This window comes from Planococcus sp. TJ-201 (assembly GCF_058268495.1).
Genome location: NZ_JBZDOG010000008.1, coordinates 56,957 through 75,016, shown reverse-complemented (window position 1 = coordinate 75,016; position 18,060 = coordinate 56,957). Strand labels below are relative to the sequence as shown.

Annotated in this window: 13 protein-coding genes; 9 read left to right on the top strand and 4 right to left on the bottom strand. The window is 37.5% G+C overall.

Features of this window, described 5'->3' with window-relative positions; all coding sequences use genetic code 11:
• The first annotated feature begins 363 nt into the window (after nucleotides 1-363).
• The gene (locus AC4EG4_RS16765) at nucleotides 364-1,851 is read left to right on the top strand and encodes a hypothetical protein (RefSeq protein ID WP_490988460.1); all 1,488 of its coding nucleotides are present in this window, start codon (nucleotides 364-366) and stop codon (nucleotides 1,849-1,851) included.
• Between the two features lie 581 nt (nucleotides 1,852-2,432).
• Here AC4EG4_RS16765 and AC4EG4_RS16760 read toward each other — a convergent pair.
• The gene (locus AC4EG4_RS16760; RefSeq protein ID WP_490988459.1) at nucleotides 2,433-3,050 is read right to left on the bottom strand and encodes a recombinase family protein; all 618 of its coding nucleotides are present in this window, start codon (nucleotides 3,048-3,050) and stop codon (nucleotides 2,433-2,435) included.
• A 268-nt stretch (nucleotides 3,051-3,318) separates the two neighbouring features.
• On the opposite strand from AC4EG4_RS16760, the gene AC4EG4_RS16755 reads away from it, so the two are divergent.
• From AC4EG4_RS16755 to AC4EG4_RS16740, 4 genes are all read left to right on the top strand, one after another.
• Nucleotides 3,319-4,557, top strand: coding sequence for a leucine-rich repeat domain-containing protein (locus AC4EG4_RS16755; protein WP_490988458.1), 1,239 nt, complete (start codon nucleotides 3,319-3,321; stop codon nucleotides 4,555-4,557).
• Nucleotides 4,558-5,090: 533 nt separating this feature from the next.
• Nucleotides 5,091-9,947 (top strand): DNRLRE domain-containing protein, encoded by a 4,857-nt coding sequence (locus tag AC4EG4_RS16750; RefSeq protein WP_490988457.1) that lies wholly within the window; start codon nucleotides 5,091-5,093, stop codon nucleotides 9,945-9,947.
• A gap of 22 nt (nucleotides 9,948-9,969) precedes the next feature.
• Nucleotides 9,970-10,395: a hypothetical protein gene (locus AC4EG4_RS16745; protein ID WP_490988456.1), complete on the top strand. Its 426-nt coding sequence runs from the start codon at nucleotides 9,970-9,972 to the stop codon at nucleotides 10,393-10,395.
• 71 nt (nucleotides 10,396-10,466) lie between these two features.
• Complete coding sequence (locus AC4EG4_RS16740) at nucleotides 10,467-10,859, top strand: ComEC/Rec2 family competence protein (protein WP_490988455.1); 393 nt, start codon at nucleotides 10,467-10,469, stop codon at nucleotides 10,857-10,859.
• On the opposite strand, the gene istB is transcribed toward AC4EG4_RS16740, so the two are convergent.
• Together istB and istA are read right to left on the bottom strand one after the other, a co-directional pair.
• On the bottom strand, nucleotides 10,832-11,596 hold the full coding sequence (gene istB / locus AC4EG4_RS16735) for an IS21-like element helper ATPase IstB (RefSeq protein WP_490988454.1): 765 nt from the start codon (nucleotides 11,594-11,596) through the stop codon (nucleotides 10,832-10,834). The genes AC4EG4_RS16740 and istB overlap by 28 nt on opposite strands.
• Nucleotides 11,593-12,849 carry an IS21 family transposase gene (istA, locus tag AC4EG4_RS16730; protein WP_490988453.1) on the bottom strand — a complete coding sequence of 419 codons (1,257 nt, stop codon included), beginning with the start codon at nucleotides 12,847-12,849 and terminating at the stop codon, nucleotides 11,593-11,595. The genes istB and istA overlap by 4 nt, the downstream gene beginning before the upstream one ends.
• 28 nt (nucleotides 12,850-12,877) lie before the next feature.
• Here istA and AC4EG4_RS16725 point away from each other — a divergent pair, with 28 nt between their 5' ends.
• The 4 genes from AC4EG4_RS16725 to xerS all read left to right on the top strand — a co-directional run bounded on the left by AC4EG4_RS16725 (nucleotide 12,878) and on the right by xerS (nucleotide 16,513).
• Complete coding sequence (locus AC4EG4_RS16725) at nucleotides 12,878-13,288, top strand: hypothetical protein (RefSeq protein WP_490988452.1); 411 nt, start codon at nucleotides 12,878-12,880, stop codon at nucleotides 13,286-13,288.
• Between the two features lie 495 nt (nucleotides 13,289-13,783).
• Nucleotides 13,784-14,356 (top strand): hypothetical protein, encoded by a 573-nt coding sequence (locus tag AC4EG4_RS16720; RefSeq protein ID WP_490988451.1) that lies wholly within the window; start codon nucleotides 13,784-13,786, stop codon nucleotides 14,354-14,356.
• Nucleotides 14,357-14,533: 177 nt separating this feature from the next.
• Entirely contained in the window at nucleotides 14,534-15,277 is a 744-nt protein-coding gene (locus AC4EG4_RS16715; protein ID WP_490988450.1) for a Fic family protein, read from the top strand.
• A 120-nt stretch (nucleotides 15,278-15,397) separates the two neighbouring features.
• Nucleotides 15,398-16,513 carry a tyrosine recombinase XerS gene (gene xerS, locus AC4EG4_RS16710; protein WP_490988449.1) on the top strand — a complete coding sequence of 372 codons (1,116 nt, stop codon included), beginning with the start codon at nucleotides 15,398-15,400 and terminating at the stop codon, nucleotides 16,511-16,513.
• 357 nt (nucleotides 16,514-16,870) lie between these two features.
• On the opposite strand, the gene AC4EG4_RS16705 is transcribed toward xerS, so the two are convergent.
• Nucleotides 16,871-17,227 (bottom strand): helix-turn-helix domain-containing protein, encoded by a 357-nt coding sequence (locus AC4EG4_RS16705; RefSeq protein WP_490988448.1) that lies wholly within the window; start codon nucleotides 17,225-17,227, stop codon nucleotides 16,871-16,873.
• Nucleotides 17,228-18,060 lie beyond the last annotated feature (833 nt).

Sequence of the window (18,060 nt, the reverse complement as noted above, 5' to 3'; positions counted from 1 at the left end):
AAACGATGATTTTTGATAGCGTTGAGAAGAAGATGAAAATCTTCTTCTTTTTAATATCACTTTATATCAAAACTCTTATCAAAAACTTTGGATATGCTCATGTCAGTACAATTGGTCAATCGTTGAATTTGCAGTTAGATGCTCTAATAGTATTTAGTTACTGTCATAGTTGCAGCTATAGAGATATTTGGCGTGCTACCTGTATTGGCAGAAACTAAAGATGGTATTCAATAGCTATCCGTTACAAGCCTTGGATTAAAAATAGTATTAAGTAAATTTTGGAAAACAAAGATATTTATTCTATAAATACATATCGACATGAATAAGGAAATGGTAAGATAAAATAAAAATGGAGTTTTAAAAATGACGATAGATTTACTAGTAATAGTAGGAGGAGTTTTAGGAGTCCTTCTTATATGGAAATTTAAAGTTTCGAAGAAGATATCAGTATTGGTATTTCTTAGTGTGGCAATTTCTGGGGGATTAGTAGGAAGTGCTCTTCTATATTTTATTATGGCTTTATTAAATTACAGTCCAAATGTAGGGGAAGAGAGTAGTGGAGTAGATAATTTAATCAGGATTGCAATACCATTGATTGCTAGCATAATAACCGCTTTGTCACTAGTTATTGCGAGTTACAATACATCTAATAATGATTATAGTAACAAAAGACAAAGTGTATTAGATTTTATAAAGTTTACTAACGATATAATAAGAAATGAGAAAACTTTAAAAGAAAGTGAAGAATTGTTAAAAAATATCGAAATTAATCTTAAAAACATAGATACTAAAATAGATATTTTAGTGAATAGGGGTGCGCGTTTTACTTTTAACTATTTAACAGCGAATAATGAGGAAAATAGAAATACGATTCTTCAAAAACTAAGCAAATTAAAATATGAACTCGGATCTACATATGACGTTGAAAAAAAAGAATTGGTTAGCTTAATTAAGAGCAATGACATTAAGGATATGCGTTCATTATGGATAATTGTTAATCAACTATCAGGTACTTCTTCAGTAAGGTATAAAGTTCTTACCGATAAAAAAGTCTATAAGTTGAATAATCACTGGATTGGAAGAGGATTGAGAAGACATGCGTTCTATACTGATACTATCTTTAAAAGAGATCGGCATATTCTTTCGGATATGATAAAAAAGAACGCTGAAGAAGACTATAATACGTATTTGTTAACATACGACGATGTATTTAGAGTAGTTAATACCACTTTTTCTAAAAGCTCTAAAGAGCTTGGGCATTTGTTTAGAACGTTTCACCGAACATTAAAGTTGATCAATCAGAACTTTAGATATGATGAAGATGAATACAAACAACAAATTGGTTTACTAAGAGCCCAAGTACCTGATTCAATTGCCTATTTAATATTTTTAAATGCTTTTTATACTGAACGTGGTCGGGGCATGGCTTTAGAACTTTTGAATGCTGATTTTTGGGGAGATGAAAAGGACTTTAAGTTTGTAGAGGACGAGAAGGACATGAAGGGCCGATTGAGCCTAGTTAGTAGTCAGCATTTTAATGGAAGTAATATGAATTTATTCAATCAAAACGGTTATGTAATAAATAAACTGTTCACTAATAATAAGGAAAATGAGGAATTATTGAATGAAATCATGCTTATCAAGAATAAGAAAAGTATGATATTCCATGCCAGAAAATTCAGTTTGATGAAACTTAAAAACTTCTTTTGGAAATCCCCTAGCAAGGTTTCTTACTTGAAGCAAGAGTTGGATGATGAAAATGAAGTCGCTAGTAAATTAATTAAGGAATTTCGTCATGTTTTTATTGAAAACTCCTATAATTTTGTATATAAATTTAAACTTTGGTATTGAATTAATTGAGGAAGAGTAGACTCTGAATTAATTTGCATATATTGTTAGGTTTATTAATTGATTAATCTACAAGTAATTGGTATACTTTACTTAAGGTATAGAAATATACCTCGAAATTTCTAGAGTATTGTTATTTCTAGAATTCGGAAATTGTTTATATACGTTTAATATGTGTTTTAGTCGGTTTTACACTTAAAAAAAACCGAGAAAGGGCTCCAGCATTATGCTGGAGCTTTTTCGTGCTTTAAATATATTTTATACTTTTTAAAAATCTTTTATAACAAATTAATTGTTCTTAGACAACAGTGTTTAATACATAAAAGACCGGTTTTAATGAAAACATAATAAAATAATAGTCTAACCAAGCAAAAATCTGTGTTCTTATTTGAAAATAGGCTCGAATGAAAATCTTTACAGGTAAGATAGTTACAAATTGTGGTTTATGCGTTGGACAGGATGTTTTCCGCAAGCTTGAATGTTTTTTCCACAAACGTAACTTCTCCGCTTATCTTTACGATTCCTCCTCTTTACATAAAGATTATATTGTTCAATGGATATGCCATTTGATCAGGTTCCTTCTATTATATAAGTTTTGCTGATTCTTCCTCGAGTGCTTTTACCAGTTTATAAAAACTGGTCTTCTTAACCCCGGCTTCCTGCATAGCTTCCACTGCGGTAAGCTCTTTAGCTTTCCATTGTCTATAAACCTCTTTAAATTCTTCTGAAACAAAAACGGTCGGTCTTCCAAATTGAATGCCGTTTTGTAGCGCCAAATCAATTCCTTCACGCTGCCGTTTCCGGATGCGTTCTCGTTCCTCTTCAGCCATCCACGAAAGAATCTGCAAAACCAAATCCGCAATAAATGTTCCCATGCTGTCTTTGTATTGCGTCGTATCCAACAACGGCATATCCAGCACCACAATATCGGCTTCAATGTTTTTCGTAAGATCATTCCACTCTTGAAGAATCTCTTCTTTATTCCGGCCGAATCGATCTAACGAGTGTATATACAAAATGTCTCCCTTTCGAATAACCCGTTTCAATAATTGATAGTTTGCCCGTTCGAAGTTCTTACCACTTTGCTTATCCAAATATATATCGCGTCCATTGATGCCCATTTTTTTCATGGCTTCCAATTGACGGCCTTCGTTTTGATCTTTGCTGCTGACGCGTATGTAACCAAATTTGCGATTTTCCATAATTCACCTCTAAGAACGATTCTTTCCTCTCATTATACCTGAAAAGCGTTCGTAAAAGTGTATGCAATTTCGCGAACGTTCGTAAAGTGTTTTGATATGTTTACGAACGCTCTTTTCAGCCATTTTCAGCCATTTTCAAAGCGTTCGTAAAAGTGTACTTTTACGAACGGTTTTATTTCCATAATTATCTAGCTATAAATTTGAGTTCTGAGTATATTTAAAATAATAGTTTTACCTCTAATAATAAAAAAGTAACTAAGGAGGACTTATGGAAAAAAGTAAACTTCGCATCAGAAACGATGAGGATGGAAAAACCGTATATATCGATAGTGAAAATGTACAAGAATCCGTCCAGTATATTCAGGAACACCAAATCAAAAGTGTAGATATTACCTACGACTATAAGGAATCACAAATCGATTTCTTAAGCGAATGTCCAAACGTCGAATATATATCGCTTGAAGGGTCGAGTATCAAAGATATAAATGGAATTTACCATTTGAAGATACTTAAAACTTTGGTAATCAATGATACTTCCCGTTCCTTGACAGTCGATTTCAGCCAGTTGACCTCATTAGAAAGAATTATTGGCACACTGCCACCCAAAGCGGAAGGGATCGGCAGCCTCGTCAACTTGAAGAAACTACAAATCTGGGACTACAAGCCAAAAGGGAAAAACCTGAAGGAATTTGCAGACCTGAAAGCTCTGGTAGATCTCGAGCTCATCAATGCCAACATCACTTCCCTGGAGGGAATTCAAGGATTAAAGAATTTGAGTGAACTTGGGTTATTCAGAATGAGAGTCCTGACTGACATCGAAGCGATCCAGCATCTTTCGGAAAATTTGACTTCTATCCAAATAGAAGGGGCAAAAAAGATACAAGACTTTTCGCCAATCGGAAAAGTGCAGTCGCTTGTGCATTTAGGGCTAAATAATTGTGGAACCATTTCATCCATCCGATTCATCAAGCATCTTCCTCATTTGAGCAGCATGAGGTTTTGGGATTCAACTGTGTTGGATGGAGACGTATCTCCTTGTATTGAACTGGAACACGTTTATTTCACGAATAAAAAACATTATTCCCATCGGCTGATAGAGGGGCCACGGATCAATGACCGTCCCACTTTTAAAGAAAGAATCCTACCAAAAGACACTGAACCGGTTCTGCAAAACGCTAATCCGGGGGAACAGTCGTTGCCTACCCAAGAATGGAGAATAAGGATGGAAGACGGAGATGACCAGTTTACCGAAGAGAATATCGCGGCAACCGAAACCGTGCTCCGGAACTATATGGATGGACTTTCTAATCTTCACGAGCCATCCCAAAATAAAATCATTAAAAAAGTGAAGAAGACGGTCCTTCGTTTAAATGCGCTGAATGAAAAATATGACTTTTTTTTTGAGACACTGGAGCGAGAAGAACTGAATGATTTTATCATGGAAAAAGCGCAGCAAGCGGGATTAGAGACAGATGAAGACATCACCGAAGAATGGCGAGAATGGTAAGAGAGCTATAGCAAGACTTCTCTGACTCTAAAATTCACACCAGAAGATGTGCGGGGTAAGTATTCTTGAATAGGCTCTGATGAAACTTAGTTTACATATCATTAAGTTATCGGTAGTAGATTTGATTCTAATAGAAAAAACTAAGACGGGAAGGGGGCTGATTGGGAGTAACCCCCTAAAGTTAAAGTTTTAGTTATGCAGCTACTTGGCTGGCCTGAATTCGGTCGTTCACCGGATTCAGGCCGGCCAATTTTTCTTTAATGCCTTCGCTGGCGTAGTGGTGGTTGTCCTATTCAATTTCATCTTCAATTCTTGGTAGCGAACCAATTCATCCTTCTTCATTTTTGCACTTTTATTTCAAATATTACATAATTCGTAATAAATGTAATATAAACTATTGTTTTTTTTTTATAATTCCATTATTATAAGTAAGATTCTTTTATTTCCAATTAATAGTAAACGATATTTGAGGAAAGCGAGGGTGCGGAAGCAGTGGAATCCACTATTACAGTTAGTTAAGAAGGAGCAGAACAATGAAACAATGGACTAAGTATTTGGTTTACCTGCTAAGCACGCTTTTAATCTTTACTAGTATTCCATGGCAGTCAGTAACTGCGGAAGAAAATAAGATGAATGGTAAGAGTGAAAAAGAAGTCAGTGAAAGTGCACTTATTAAAGATCAAACGAGTAGTGTGAATGGAGGAGAGCAAGAGGAAATCGTTTCCTTACGTTCGGAGACTTCTAAAACCTATTCGAATCCAGATAGTACATATACTACAGAAATTTCAGAAGAACCGATTCATTACAAAGAAAATGAAGAAGACGATTGGCTACCTATCGATAATACGCTTGTAGCTGATGCTGCAGAAGGCACTGTAGTGAATAAGGCCAATTCCTTTAAAGCAGAATTCAATGAACAAACAACCCCCAATGAAGCAATCGTTGAAGTCAAACAGGATGAATTCTCAGTTTCCCTGACACCTGTTGGTCCAGATGAAATCGTTTCGGATACTGTGGAAACGAATCTAGAAACAGTAGACGGTGTAGCGGATGAAAACACCATTGTTTACTCGGATGTCTATCCAAATGTGGACATCAAATATACCGTCGGTACCGATAAAGTGAAGGAAGACATTATTTTAAAAGAAAAACCGGAACCGAATACCCCCACTTCTTTTTCATTTGTCCTAGACTTAAACGGATTGTCTTATAAAGTAGCGGAAAACAATCAAGTGATGCTCTTAGACAAAAAAACTCAAGAACCCGTTTTTTATTTGGAAGCGCCATTTATGTACGATGCGTACAAGCCTGAGGGATATAAAGAGAATCCAGGCGTCACTTCGTTCTCAGAAGAAACCTTGTCTTACGACATCTCAATGAGCGTTGAACAAAGAGAAGACCAGCTTTTTATCGAACTAGTTCCTAACCGTGAATGGCTAGACAGCGAAGAGCGTGTCTATCCGGTGGTAATCGATCCGACCATCGCAAAATTCCAACCTCAAGCGAAGTTAGAAGATACAAATATCCGCAGTCATTTTCCAGATAATACCGGAGGGGCAGAAACGACATTAGGAGTAGGGTTGTATCAAAGTGCTACTCAAACCAATAATATTCGGTCCCTAGTAAAATTCGATTTATCGTCTCTACCTAAAGGAACAAAGGTCATAGACGCAAATCTCAATATGTGGCTTTCCTCTGTTTGGAATGATACCGAACTGGCTGTGGATTTGCATCAGGTAACGAATAATTGGACCGAAGAAGGGGCTACTTGGTCTAAACGTAACGGGATCAATGCTTGGAACAAGGCTGGTGGAGATTATTCAAGTACTCTTTTATCCTCTGCAGATGTTAGCAGCCTTACTGACCTTAGCGTCAACTATAAGTGGAGTGTTCCTGCCACAAACGTTCAGCGCTGGATTCACGATCAAAGTACCAACAAAGGCCTATTGTTAAAAGCAAACAATGAAACCGTTAAGTCATGGAAAAAGTTTGTATCAAGTGATGATGCATCTTTAAGCAATCAGACACCAATGCTTGCAGTCACGTATATATCTGGGAGTCGTTTAGGATTGGAAGATTATTGGTCTTACTCTGATCACGAGCTGGCCGATGCTCAAGGACACGTCAATTTAGGGACTGGAAATCTAGTAGTAGAATCTACCGATTTTTCTATAAGTGGCCGCGGTAATTCAGGATTTTCTTTTGAGCGGACCTATAATTCGAAATCAATAGAGCACTCAGCTATAGGGTACGGTTGGTCATTCTCAGGGAGCGAAACTATAACTGAATATAGTAACGGTAATTCTTTGCTTCAAGAGTCTGATGGCACTACACATCTATTCTCTTACGATAAGCTGACTTCTAAATACATCACACCTGATGGTCTGTATTCCAACTTAACTAAGTCAACGACTGGACTACTCACATTGACTGATACTAGTGGCAATCGGACGGTTTTCCAAACAGGTAAATCGGATACTCAATTAAATAGTAAGATTTATAAAATTGCCTATGAAGAGGATCGAAATAAAAACAGAACTACTTATCAGAGGCAAGCAGACGGTACTTTAATCGGTATCGTTGATTCTTCTGGACGAACTTTAACACTTGCCTATCAAAATGGGCGAATCGCCTCCACAAGTTTTGAAGGTGTTAAAAAAACTGCCTACACTTATAAAACAGATGGGCGTTTGGAAACAGCCACGAGTTACAAAGATTCTTCTACTGGAATTACGACAACTTATCGGTATAATACAGCTGGATCACTATCCTCTATTTTGGATGGTAATGGTAAAGCTACAAATTACTTATATGAGAATGAATTTTTAAAAACTGTTGAGCAACCTGCAATCGCAACTAATGAATCAGTTATTAGTTACGATTATAGCAACCTAGGTAATTTAGAAGTTAGCGAATCTGATGCACTAGGTAACAAGCAAATTCACAAGGTAAATAGCAATTTCCTAATTATTAGCAGTACAGATCCTCTAGGTAATACGACTTCTTTTACATTTGATAATCAATATAACTTATTGAAAACTATAGATCCAAAAGGTGGTATCTCTACTAACTCTTATGATGTAAGAGGCAATATGTTAACCTCGACAGACGAATTAGGAAATAAAACCACTCACACATATAATAATTTTAATCAAACTCTTACTACTACCAATCTAGACGGAACAGTCTCTTATGCTTATAATACTTTTGGTGATTTGATCAGGGAAACAAATGCATTAGGGGAAATAACAACATATACTTATCAAGAGCCTTATGGAAACTTGCAAAGCATTAAACGGCCGAACGGTTCAATTGAAACATTTGAATATGATTTGCAGCATAACTACTTGAATAGCGTAACTGACGCTTTGGATCGAAAAATTTCTATCGTTACAGATCGAAATGGAAATAAAACACAGCTAACTGATGCGAAAGGAAATAACAGTTTCTATAAATACGATAATCTAGATATGTTAATGGAAGTAAAAGAACCTGATGGAACATTAACAAATTACAATTACGATGCCAATGGCAATTTGATTTCTATTAGAAATGGAAATACACATTCTGTTAAAATGGAATACAATAACCAGAATCAAATGGCTTCAAGAACCGAGCCACTCGGTCAGAAGACAACACTACAATATGATGCGGCAGGAAGACTTGTTGAAATAATAAAGCCCAATAGAACTGATTCTATAAAAACACAATATGATGCAAATGATAAACCGGTTGCCGTTCAAATCAATGCAACATTGAAATGGAAATACCAGTATGATTCAAATGGAAATCAAACATTGATTGAAGACTATCAAAATGGTTCTTCCATAAGTTTTAATTATGATGCCTTAAACCGATTAAAAACAAAATCGAATGGTAAACAAGTCACGGAGTACAATTATTCAGCGACTGACGAAATAATTAGTATAAAAGGGGTCTCTGCAACAACTGCTTTTTCACAAAGTTTTTCTTACGATGCAAAAAATCAGTTAAAGAATATCTATCGAAATGGATCAGTTCAACTAGGTATGGATTATTCATCTACTGGATTGTTGACAGAGCGTCGTTTTGTAAATGGAGTTCATTCTTCTTTTAGTTATGATGCAGCTCAGCAACCACATAAACTTATAGTTACTAAAGGTACAGCTATTATTTCCGACGAAACAAATGAATATGATTTAACCGGAAATCTGTCTTCAGTAACTTCCCTATCAGGGAAAAAAACATTTGTTTATGACAACAAGAATCAGTTAACAAATCAAGCTATATCGGAAAATGAACTTAGTGAAAGTTATAAATACGATGCAGTTGGAAATCGTTTAGGAAAAACAACCATAGCGAATGGAGTCAGCTCTACAGTTGTATATAAATATGATGCAAATAACCAAATGATTTCTGCTAATGGACACGCTTATACTTACGATGAAAATGGAAATCGTTTAAGAGATGATAAGCATATATATATATACGACAAATTTGATCAGTTAATATCTGTAAAAACACTTTCGGGGACATTAGTTGCTTCTTATAATTACGACAATCAGGGTCGACGTATTAGTAAAACGCTAAACGGCAATACGACGTTTTATCACTACGATCAAGGTGTCAATGTTTTATTTGAAACAAATAGCAACGATGTCATAACAGCTGAATATATATATGATTCTACTGGAGCACCTGTTATGATGACAAAAGAAGGACAAAGTTACTATTACACTTACAATAGTAACGGTGATATTTCTTCTTTGACCAATAACTCTGGTGTAGTAGTAGCCTCATATACTTATGATGCATGGGGTAATATCCTTGCTCAAAGTGGTAAAATGGCTTCTGATAATCCATATCGCTACAAAGGTTATCGCTATGATGAGGAGTCTAAATTATATTATTTGATTGCTCGTTTCTATCAGCCCGCTGAAGCAGTATTTCTAACCAAAGATCCTTTAGGCGGACAAATTGGAAATCCACAAACGCATAATGGTTATAATTACGCTAATAATAACCCTGTAATGCTTATTGATTCTGATGGACAAGTTGCTACTACACTTAAACTAGGGAGTACTCTTGTCTTTGTACCTGGTATTGGATGGGTAACGTTAGCAGTAATAGGTGCTTCTATTGGTGGTGGCTATTTAATAGTAAAGTATGGTGTTCCTTGGGCGAAGGCCAAATACAAAAGTTGGTATTTCACGGAAAAATATATTGATGGTTGGAATGTGAGAGTCGAAACACATGATAAATCAAAAACACATGCACATTGGAAGAAGAATGGTAAAAACAAAGGGTCAGTTAATAAAGATGGAACTGAACATCATGATGGTGAATCAACTAAGGTAACTAACAAGAAAGTGAAGAGGTTTTTACAAGATCGTGGTTTTAACATAAAATAATCAATGAAAGCTGGTATACTAAATGTCAAAAAAGAAAAAAAAGAAATTGAAAAAAGAAGAAGAGATTTTTTATGATTTCGATCCATACTTTTCTAAAAGAGCAAAAATGGAAATCAAAGTGAGCGAAGAAGGAGTGTCTTTTGTCGGTAATTCGGAAGGGTATCTATCACTTTCAAGGTTCTTTACTTATCTAGCAGAGGTTCATATATCAATACGGGAAAAATCTCCTAAGCCGGAAACGAATACCGTGCAAGGATATGGAGCCTATCACTTCAAAGATTATATGGCTGAAGAAAAAATTCAGCAAAAGGATTACATCTTTAGACCAGGACCACTTAGTGGTTTAGAGCCTGATGGACGTACACAAGATGTATTATTTTGGTTATCTGATGTAATAGGTCCTGAATTTTGGCTAGAAAACGATGATATGGATAAGAATAAAAAGTAGATTGGATAAGTAAAAAAAAGCAGAAGACTAGTCCTTTTAGGGATTAGTCATACTGCTTTTTTTTTGTAAAGTTGATTGAAAGATTTATTAAGTCACTTTATGACTCAATAGTTGAGGAAAACCTCGAACTTCACAAAGATATTTATCAAAGCATAGAAATAAATTCACATACGAACGTATTTACTAAATCGCTTTCCGAAACTTATCAAATAATATTGGATGCTGAAAAGGAATCTTGGGGCATTGAAACATTAAAAGAAGATTATGAGTCTACAGGAGCTAGAAATGAAAGTAGCGCAGTACTATATGCAGATATAGATGCATATAAAGTATTGCTAACGGGGGATGCGGAAAAGCAAGCACTACATAATAGCGCAGATTGTCAACGCCGGTTTATTTTTCCCCAATATAGCCGGAATAAAATTCCCCACTTGAGCTACTCTACAGGTGGGGCAGCCGGATAAATTCCGGCTTTTTTCTTTTCCTTCAGGCGATAAGAATCGCCTTTGATGTTAAAGGTCACCGAGTGGTGAAGCAGGCGGTCGAGAATGGCTGTAGCTAAGACATCATCCCCGAAGACCTTTCCCCATTCGATAAACGATTTGTTCGAGGTGAGAATCATCGCGCCGTGCTCATATCTCTTCGAGATGACTTGGAAAAAGATATTCGCTGAGAATTCGTCAAACGGAAAGTAGCCGACCTCGTCCAACACAATCAAATCTGGCCGTGTCCATTTCTTGATGAGCCGGGAGACCGTACCTTTGGCCTCTGCCTTGTGACACTCTGCTACCAGATCGGCTGCGGTGAGGAACAGGACGCTATAGCCTTGGGTGAGTGCTTCTAATGCAAAGGCAATCGCAAGATGCGTCTTGCCGACACCTGGCGGTCCCAGGAGAAGGCGGTTTTCACCATTCGCAATGTACCGACAGGTCAGTGTTTCGTTGATGCGTTGCTCGTTAAGACTAGGTTGAAATGCCAAATCAAAATCATGGATGGTTTTGGTGTAAGGGAGTTTCGCCCGGTGAATCCTTCGGTTCAATTCGGTGGATTCTCGGTGTTCCCATTCCCCCGAAACCACCGTGTGTAAAAAGTCGAAATATGATACATTATGGGTAGAAGCGTTCTCGACCAAATCATCGAGCTGGCTGGCCGTATGCGACCAGTTCAGCTGATGCAGCCGTTCTTCCAGAAGGGATTTCATTCGAAATCACCTCCTTCAAAGGCGGCGTAAGCTGCGAGGGAACGTGCTTCAACGTAAGGAGTGGAAACGATTGAATCCTGGGTCGCCAAACCGATGGGATTCTGTTGTTTTCGCTCTTTTTCTTTTGCCTCCTGCATTCCCTCGTAATGTTCAAAGCGGACATGAGTACGTGTTTCACCAGAAAGAATCGGGTGTTGCGCAATGCATTCCACTTCGTCAAAAATCTCCAATTGCTTCTCAAGCGTCACCTTGATTTTCACTTGATGACCGGCATACCGAAACGGAACGGAATACTTATTCCCCAAGTAGGAGACGAAACAGTCGCGACTGACTTCACGCATTTCCCAATGCGTGGTCGGGAACAACTCCTTCGTTCCCCAAGCCTGCAGAAAAGACTGTTCCTTTTGCCAGCGTTGAACCGGCGGTTCCTGTGTCGTTTCATTCTTTTTCTTGTTTGCGGTCCCTTCCAGCCATTTGCGCATATCCTGATTCAACGCTTCAAGCGTGGGTTCATGCCGTCGTTGAAAGAAGTTTCGTTTCATGTAATCGACCGTTCGTTCAACTTTCCCTTTCGTTTGCGGACGGTAGGGTTTGCACGCTTTGGGCGTGATGCCGTAGTAAGCGAGAAAGTCTTCAAACTTTTGGTTGAAGCGGACTTCTACCGGTGTATGCCGGATGACAACCGTTTTCATATTGTCGTAGAGAACTTGATTCGGAATGCCGTTGAAATAGGCAAAGGCATTCATGTGGCATTTCATCAAGGTCTCCAATTTCATGTCGGTGGTAAACTCGATATATTTCATCCGCGAATACCCCAGCACCATCAAAAAGGCATAGATTTTTTGAAGACGTCCATCAACGTCGTACAGACCGACTTCTGCCCAATCCATTTGCGCCTGTTGACCGGGTGGCGTCTCAAAGCGCCGGGTTGCCTGTTTCTTCGGCTGTTCCCGATGCGGCTGCACAAAATCTTTCAGGATCGTACTTTTCCCGTCAAAGCCTTGCGCCCGGATCTCCTCGAGTAACACCACACAATTGGTGGTGCCTTCTTGAATTCGTTGAAGTAAGTAGGGTTTATACGGATCTAATTTGCTTGCCCGTTTCGTTCGCTTGGAGCTCCGAGGGAGCTTTTCGGTATTTATGTATTTCCGTATGGTTTTCCGGTCAAAGCCGGTCTCTTCGGCAATGGCTGTTAACGACCATCCCTTTTGGTACAGTTCCCGAATCATAAAAAATTCCTCCATTTTCAACATCGACACATACTCCTCTACAACTTGGTATATGTCGATTATCCTTGATAAATGGGGAATTTTAAAACGGCGTTATTGGGTATTTTATCACCGGCAGCGACAAGATTATGCAGAGGATGTATTGGGCATTAATCTAAGCGAGAGTATATTTGTTCAAATGCCACATCATGGCAGTCGAAGAAACGTTTCACCAAGCGTATTAAATAGAATTTTGGGGGGAATTACAGTTGAGAATACTGTTTCAAGCACCACTACTTTTGTTTCGGTCTCTAAAGAAACCAAAGAACATCCTAAAAAAATAGTAGTCAACGCTTTTATTAGAAGAGGAGCTAAAGTCTGTGAAACTCGAGGTTCTATAATAAGACATCATAAAAATATGCCTGAAAGATTGGGCTGGAAACTTGTAACTCCTTTAGTTTTCAATAAAGAAGTTGAAGAGTAAGAGTTACATTTAGTAAATCGCGTTACAGTGTTGATATAAATTCAGTCTGTTAACTAAATATGTAGACCGGGAAATTTAAAGCCATACTCAATTTTTTTATTTTTAAGTAAGTATATTGAACGCTTACGAAACGAGAATAAAATATCTTGTGTAAATAACTGAGCAAAGAATTTTTAGAGTAACACAATATACCAGTAAGTTTTACATATGACCGCTTATCGGAACTAATAAATTAGGAACTACAAAAGGGAAGATAGCTAATGAAGTCTATCTTCCTTATACTTAAATTTTATATATTCGCAAAATACCAATTTAACGAACATATAGAGTAGGCATGTGATAAAATAAGTCTAATAGTTTAATTTAATCGAATTTTAGAAGACTAGGCTGAATTCTTAGTTCTGTTAGACGATAGTATTAGTTTCCTTTTTGAATTATTAAAGTCATCAATGAAGTATATATTCTTGAAATTACATGGAATAAAGGTGTGGTTATATGATTACCAGAGGATTTCCCAACCATTTAAAGGATGACGTTACTAAAGTTGTTAAGTTGTTGTCTACTAAATTTTTCTTAACCTTCACTCTTAAGGTCTCTCCGGATACTATTAAATATTATCAAAACAATCATGTAATTAGTTTTCCTAATCGCATCTACTGCGATGATAACTCGAACAAGTTTATAGATAGTTTAACTGAAAGACAAAAGATGATTCTGCATTGCATACTTTCTAGAAATAACGACGGATATATTCGCCAAAAGCATATACGTTCGTTGCTTCAGATGGATTACGAAGATTGGACTATTCCTTACATTGTAAAAATATGCGATGAATATGTCGTAGAAATCGTAGAAATGACTTATGCGTTTTTGAAAGAACGGGATACAGTGCGGATTAAACATTTCTGTGGTGAAAATAAAGAGGAATTTTGTAAAAGCTACAGTAGGATGATTAGCTATTGGAATGAATATCACAGACATAAATATGGCGACTTTCACCAATACGTTGGTAGAAAACTATTTAGAGAATGTTTTGGTTACTCTCGATCAATGGAATTTAAGAAATAAGTTAATAATTGCAGATTAAAGCTAAAGAAATTACGTTAAATTATACGATTATTTCATGGATTCCTTATATGAAGTTGAAGACAATCAATAGAAGGATCTATTCTTCGATAGTCACCAGCTCTCCTTGAATATTTAAAGCATAAATTCTTTCAATCCATGAAAAGCAGGTGCTAGTAAATGAACGATTTTAATCGCATTAACGAATTAAAAAAGGAATTAGACCAACACAGACCGCTTCCAGTAGCTGCTGTGAAGAACCTGCGCGACGTTTATCGTGTGGAATGGACGTACAATTCGAATGCTATCGAAGGCAATACCTTATCGCTGATTGAAACCAAGGTAGTCATGGAAGATGGCTTAACAATTGGTGGCAAACGGCTGCAGGAGCATTTCGAAGTCATTAATCACGCGGAAGCCATCAGCTTTATCGAGGACCAGGTTACTCAAACAGAACCGTTAGATGAGCGCACGCTAAAGACGATTCATCACTTGATCTTAAAGAACATTGACGATGAAAATGCCGGCAGGTATCGTTCTATCAATGTGCGGATCTCCGGTAGCCAGCATGAACCGCCACATTTCTTGCAGGTGGCGAATGAAATGCAAGAGCTTTTCGCTTGGTACGAGCAAGAAAAGGAACGAGTGCATCCGGTAGAGCTGGCCGCATTGTTTCATTTTAAATTCGTATATATTCACCCATTCGCAGATGGCAATGGCCGGACCGCGAGATTGTTAATGAATTTGATCTTAATGGGTCATGGCTTCCCTCCTGCTATCGTCAAAGCGGAAAACGCGCAGCGCTTAACGTATTATGAAACGTTGGAAACGGCAAGCATCCAAGGAAATACGCAACCTTTCATCGAGTTGATTGTACGGTGTGTGGAAGAAAGTTTAACCACCTATTTAAAAGCGGTTTTGTAAGATCACTGTTTTAAATTATTCGTTTTCTAGAAAAAGTACTTACCATCTCTATATGTTCGCTTAAATTACATTTTGCGAACATATAGAAATCCATAACCAAAAGGAGGCCACTAGAATAATATGGCGCTAACACCCGAAGAATTACAAGTCCTCCAACGCATTGAAAACCAACTGAAAGATATGCCCTTTTATGTCGTGGAGTATATCCGCTCTAAGAAGCGCGCCGGACTCTCGGCCGATACATTGCTCCAGTACCTTTACCGCTACCAGCACTTTTTCCAGTGGCTACTCCGTGAAGGACTGACAGATGCCATAGACACCCCTTCCATTTCTTATACCGTATTAGCCGAACTGAAAAAGCAGGACGTGGAGATGTACCTTGAATACTTGCATGAAGAACCCATTCCGCATGAAAACCAGGCTGTGAAAAAGCGCGGCCAGGCTGTCGTTTCCCTTTCTGTCAATGCGTTAAAATCACTCTTTAACTACCTAACGAAAGAGACCGAGGATGAGGACGGAGAATCGTACTTCTACCGAAATGTGATGAGCAAAATTGTGTTGCATACGAAAAAAGAAACGGCCAGCCGCCGCGCACAAAAAATCAGCTCTGTCATACTGAACGAACATGAAATCAATGATTTCCTGAAGTTCATTGAACACGGATATGAAGGAACACTGCAGAGTGGCCTTGCCCGCCAACGTTTTACTCGGGATAAGGAGCGGGATTTGGCGATTCTTTCTCTTTTTCTCGGCAGCGGAATCCGTCTTGGCGAAACAGCCCGCATTTTGGCAAAGAAAGTGAACCTTAAGAAACAATTGATCGACATCAAGCGAAAAGGCGCGAAAGAAGATACCGTTCAGGTTATGGATGAGGCGATTCAACACTTAAGAGGCTACTTGGCTGTTCGGGAAACTCGGTATACGGGGTCGAAAGAAATCCCCTTCTTGTTTGTCACACTTTATGGTGGCACAGCCCGTCCTCTTTCCCGTCGTGCCATTGAGAACTTGGTGACCAAATACACGGCTGCATTTGCGCAAGGAGAAGGCATAAGCCCTCATAAACTTCGACACAGCTTTGCGGCTGATTTTATACGAAATGGTGGCAGTATTGTCCTTCTTCGAGATCAACTGGGACATAGCAATATTGAAACCACTTCCCTTTATACCAATCTATCCAACCAAGATAATCAGAAGGTATTGACTCGTATGGAAATTAACCGGGCAAAGAACAAATGATTTAAGAAAGTTATTTCAAAAAGGCACAGGAGATGTTAAATTCATCTCCTGTGCCTTCTTTTATCGACTAGTTAATTGCTTTTATCTACTCCATGCATTTATTTAGAAGAGATGGGCAGCATGTCGTTCAGATCGGAAATTTCCCGATACGTATATGCTCAACATTTAAATATAATTAGACATCCCACGGAAATATACCCAAAATCGCTTTCCGAGTATTCCTTCATTAATCGCAGTTTGAAGAACTCACTGTACTTTGTCACATAAAAACACCCCAAAAGCTAGATTTGAACTCTACCTTTTGAGGTACGCCACTATCCTTGAAAAGAAATAGGCTTTTTATTTGATTTTCAGAAATTAGGAAGTAACAGTTCCATAACTACCCATACGGCGCTTTACTTGAATGAACGATGCAGCTTCAGAAATCTCATGCTGATTAAGTGGCTGATTATCCAAAATTAGATTGTAATCGTCTAAAAAACTAATATTTTGAATATTCAAGTTAAGTATCTGTTTATTGCGGTCTAGTAAACTATCGACTGACACCTCAAAGTAATCGGCCAATCTTTTAAGGTGCTCTACTGAGACTTGTTTCTTTCCACTTTCATAAGACCATACCGTACTTTTAGCAAGACCCATATTCTGTGCTAATTCCTCAGAAGATATTCCCTTAGCTTCTCTTAAGTCCCTCAACCGGTTGCTGAGTTTTTTCATTTTATATTCTCTCCTTTAAAATTCTAATTATTTCTAATATATTGCATTTCGTCTTCTTCCGCAAATATATTTGACTAAATAAGCAGAAAATTATTTTTTAATTCTACAATACAGTTAAATAATACTCACTAAAATATTTTCACTTTTTATAAAATTTAGTTTTTATAAAACTTAAATTCAACCAAAGCTTCTTGTCGTAATTCATTGACCTTGAAGTTTGGAAACTGACTTAATCAGAGATTAAACGGGGGTCTTTCTCTTTAGATACCTCTTAACAGTTACACTAGCAAACGACTCCAACTGACTGGTTCAGAACTCTCCCTTTATGTATCAGCACTAACTCAGGAGGATCACTTTCCATTTTGAACTATTGAACTGTTGGAAAGCCTCCAATTATTAGAAGAAGAATTAACCCGGTAATCAGTAATGGAATCTTTTTTCTCATTACCTCTCCCTCCTTTCTCCGTGCGTAATAACCTGATCGTTTTCGATGTTGGTTGAATGTACAAATTTCGGCTTTTACTCTTGTCTCGACTAATGTGACGACCGCTGACTTTCTGCTGGTTTTTTAAAGATTTTAAGTAGATGGTTATGATGTTCCTTAGCTGTCTCAACTCTAATACTTCGTCGTCGATTAGATGAATAAGAGAGTAGGATGTCCGTTGAATAATAAAGTCAGCATTAATAAGTAGACAAATTTTTCTTCTTATTTTACATAGAACGATTTTAAATTGAAGGTGCATCACTTATTAACTATTTTAAAGTCATAATTCATACCTTTCATAAAAGGACACTCTTCAGGCGGAAAGAAGATTAGGATTCTTGCTTACTAA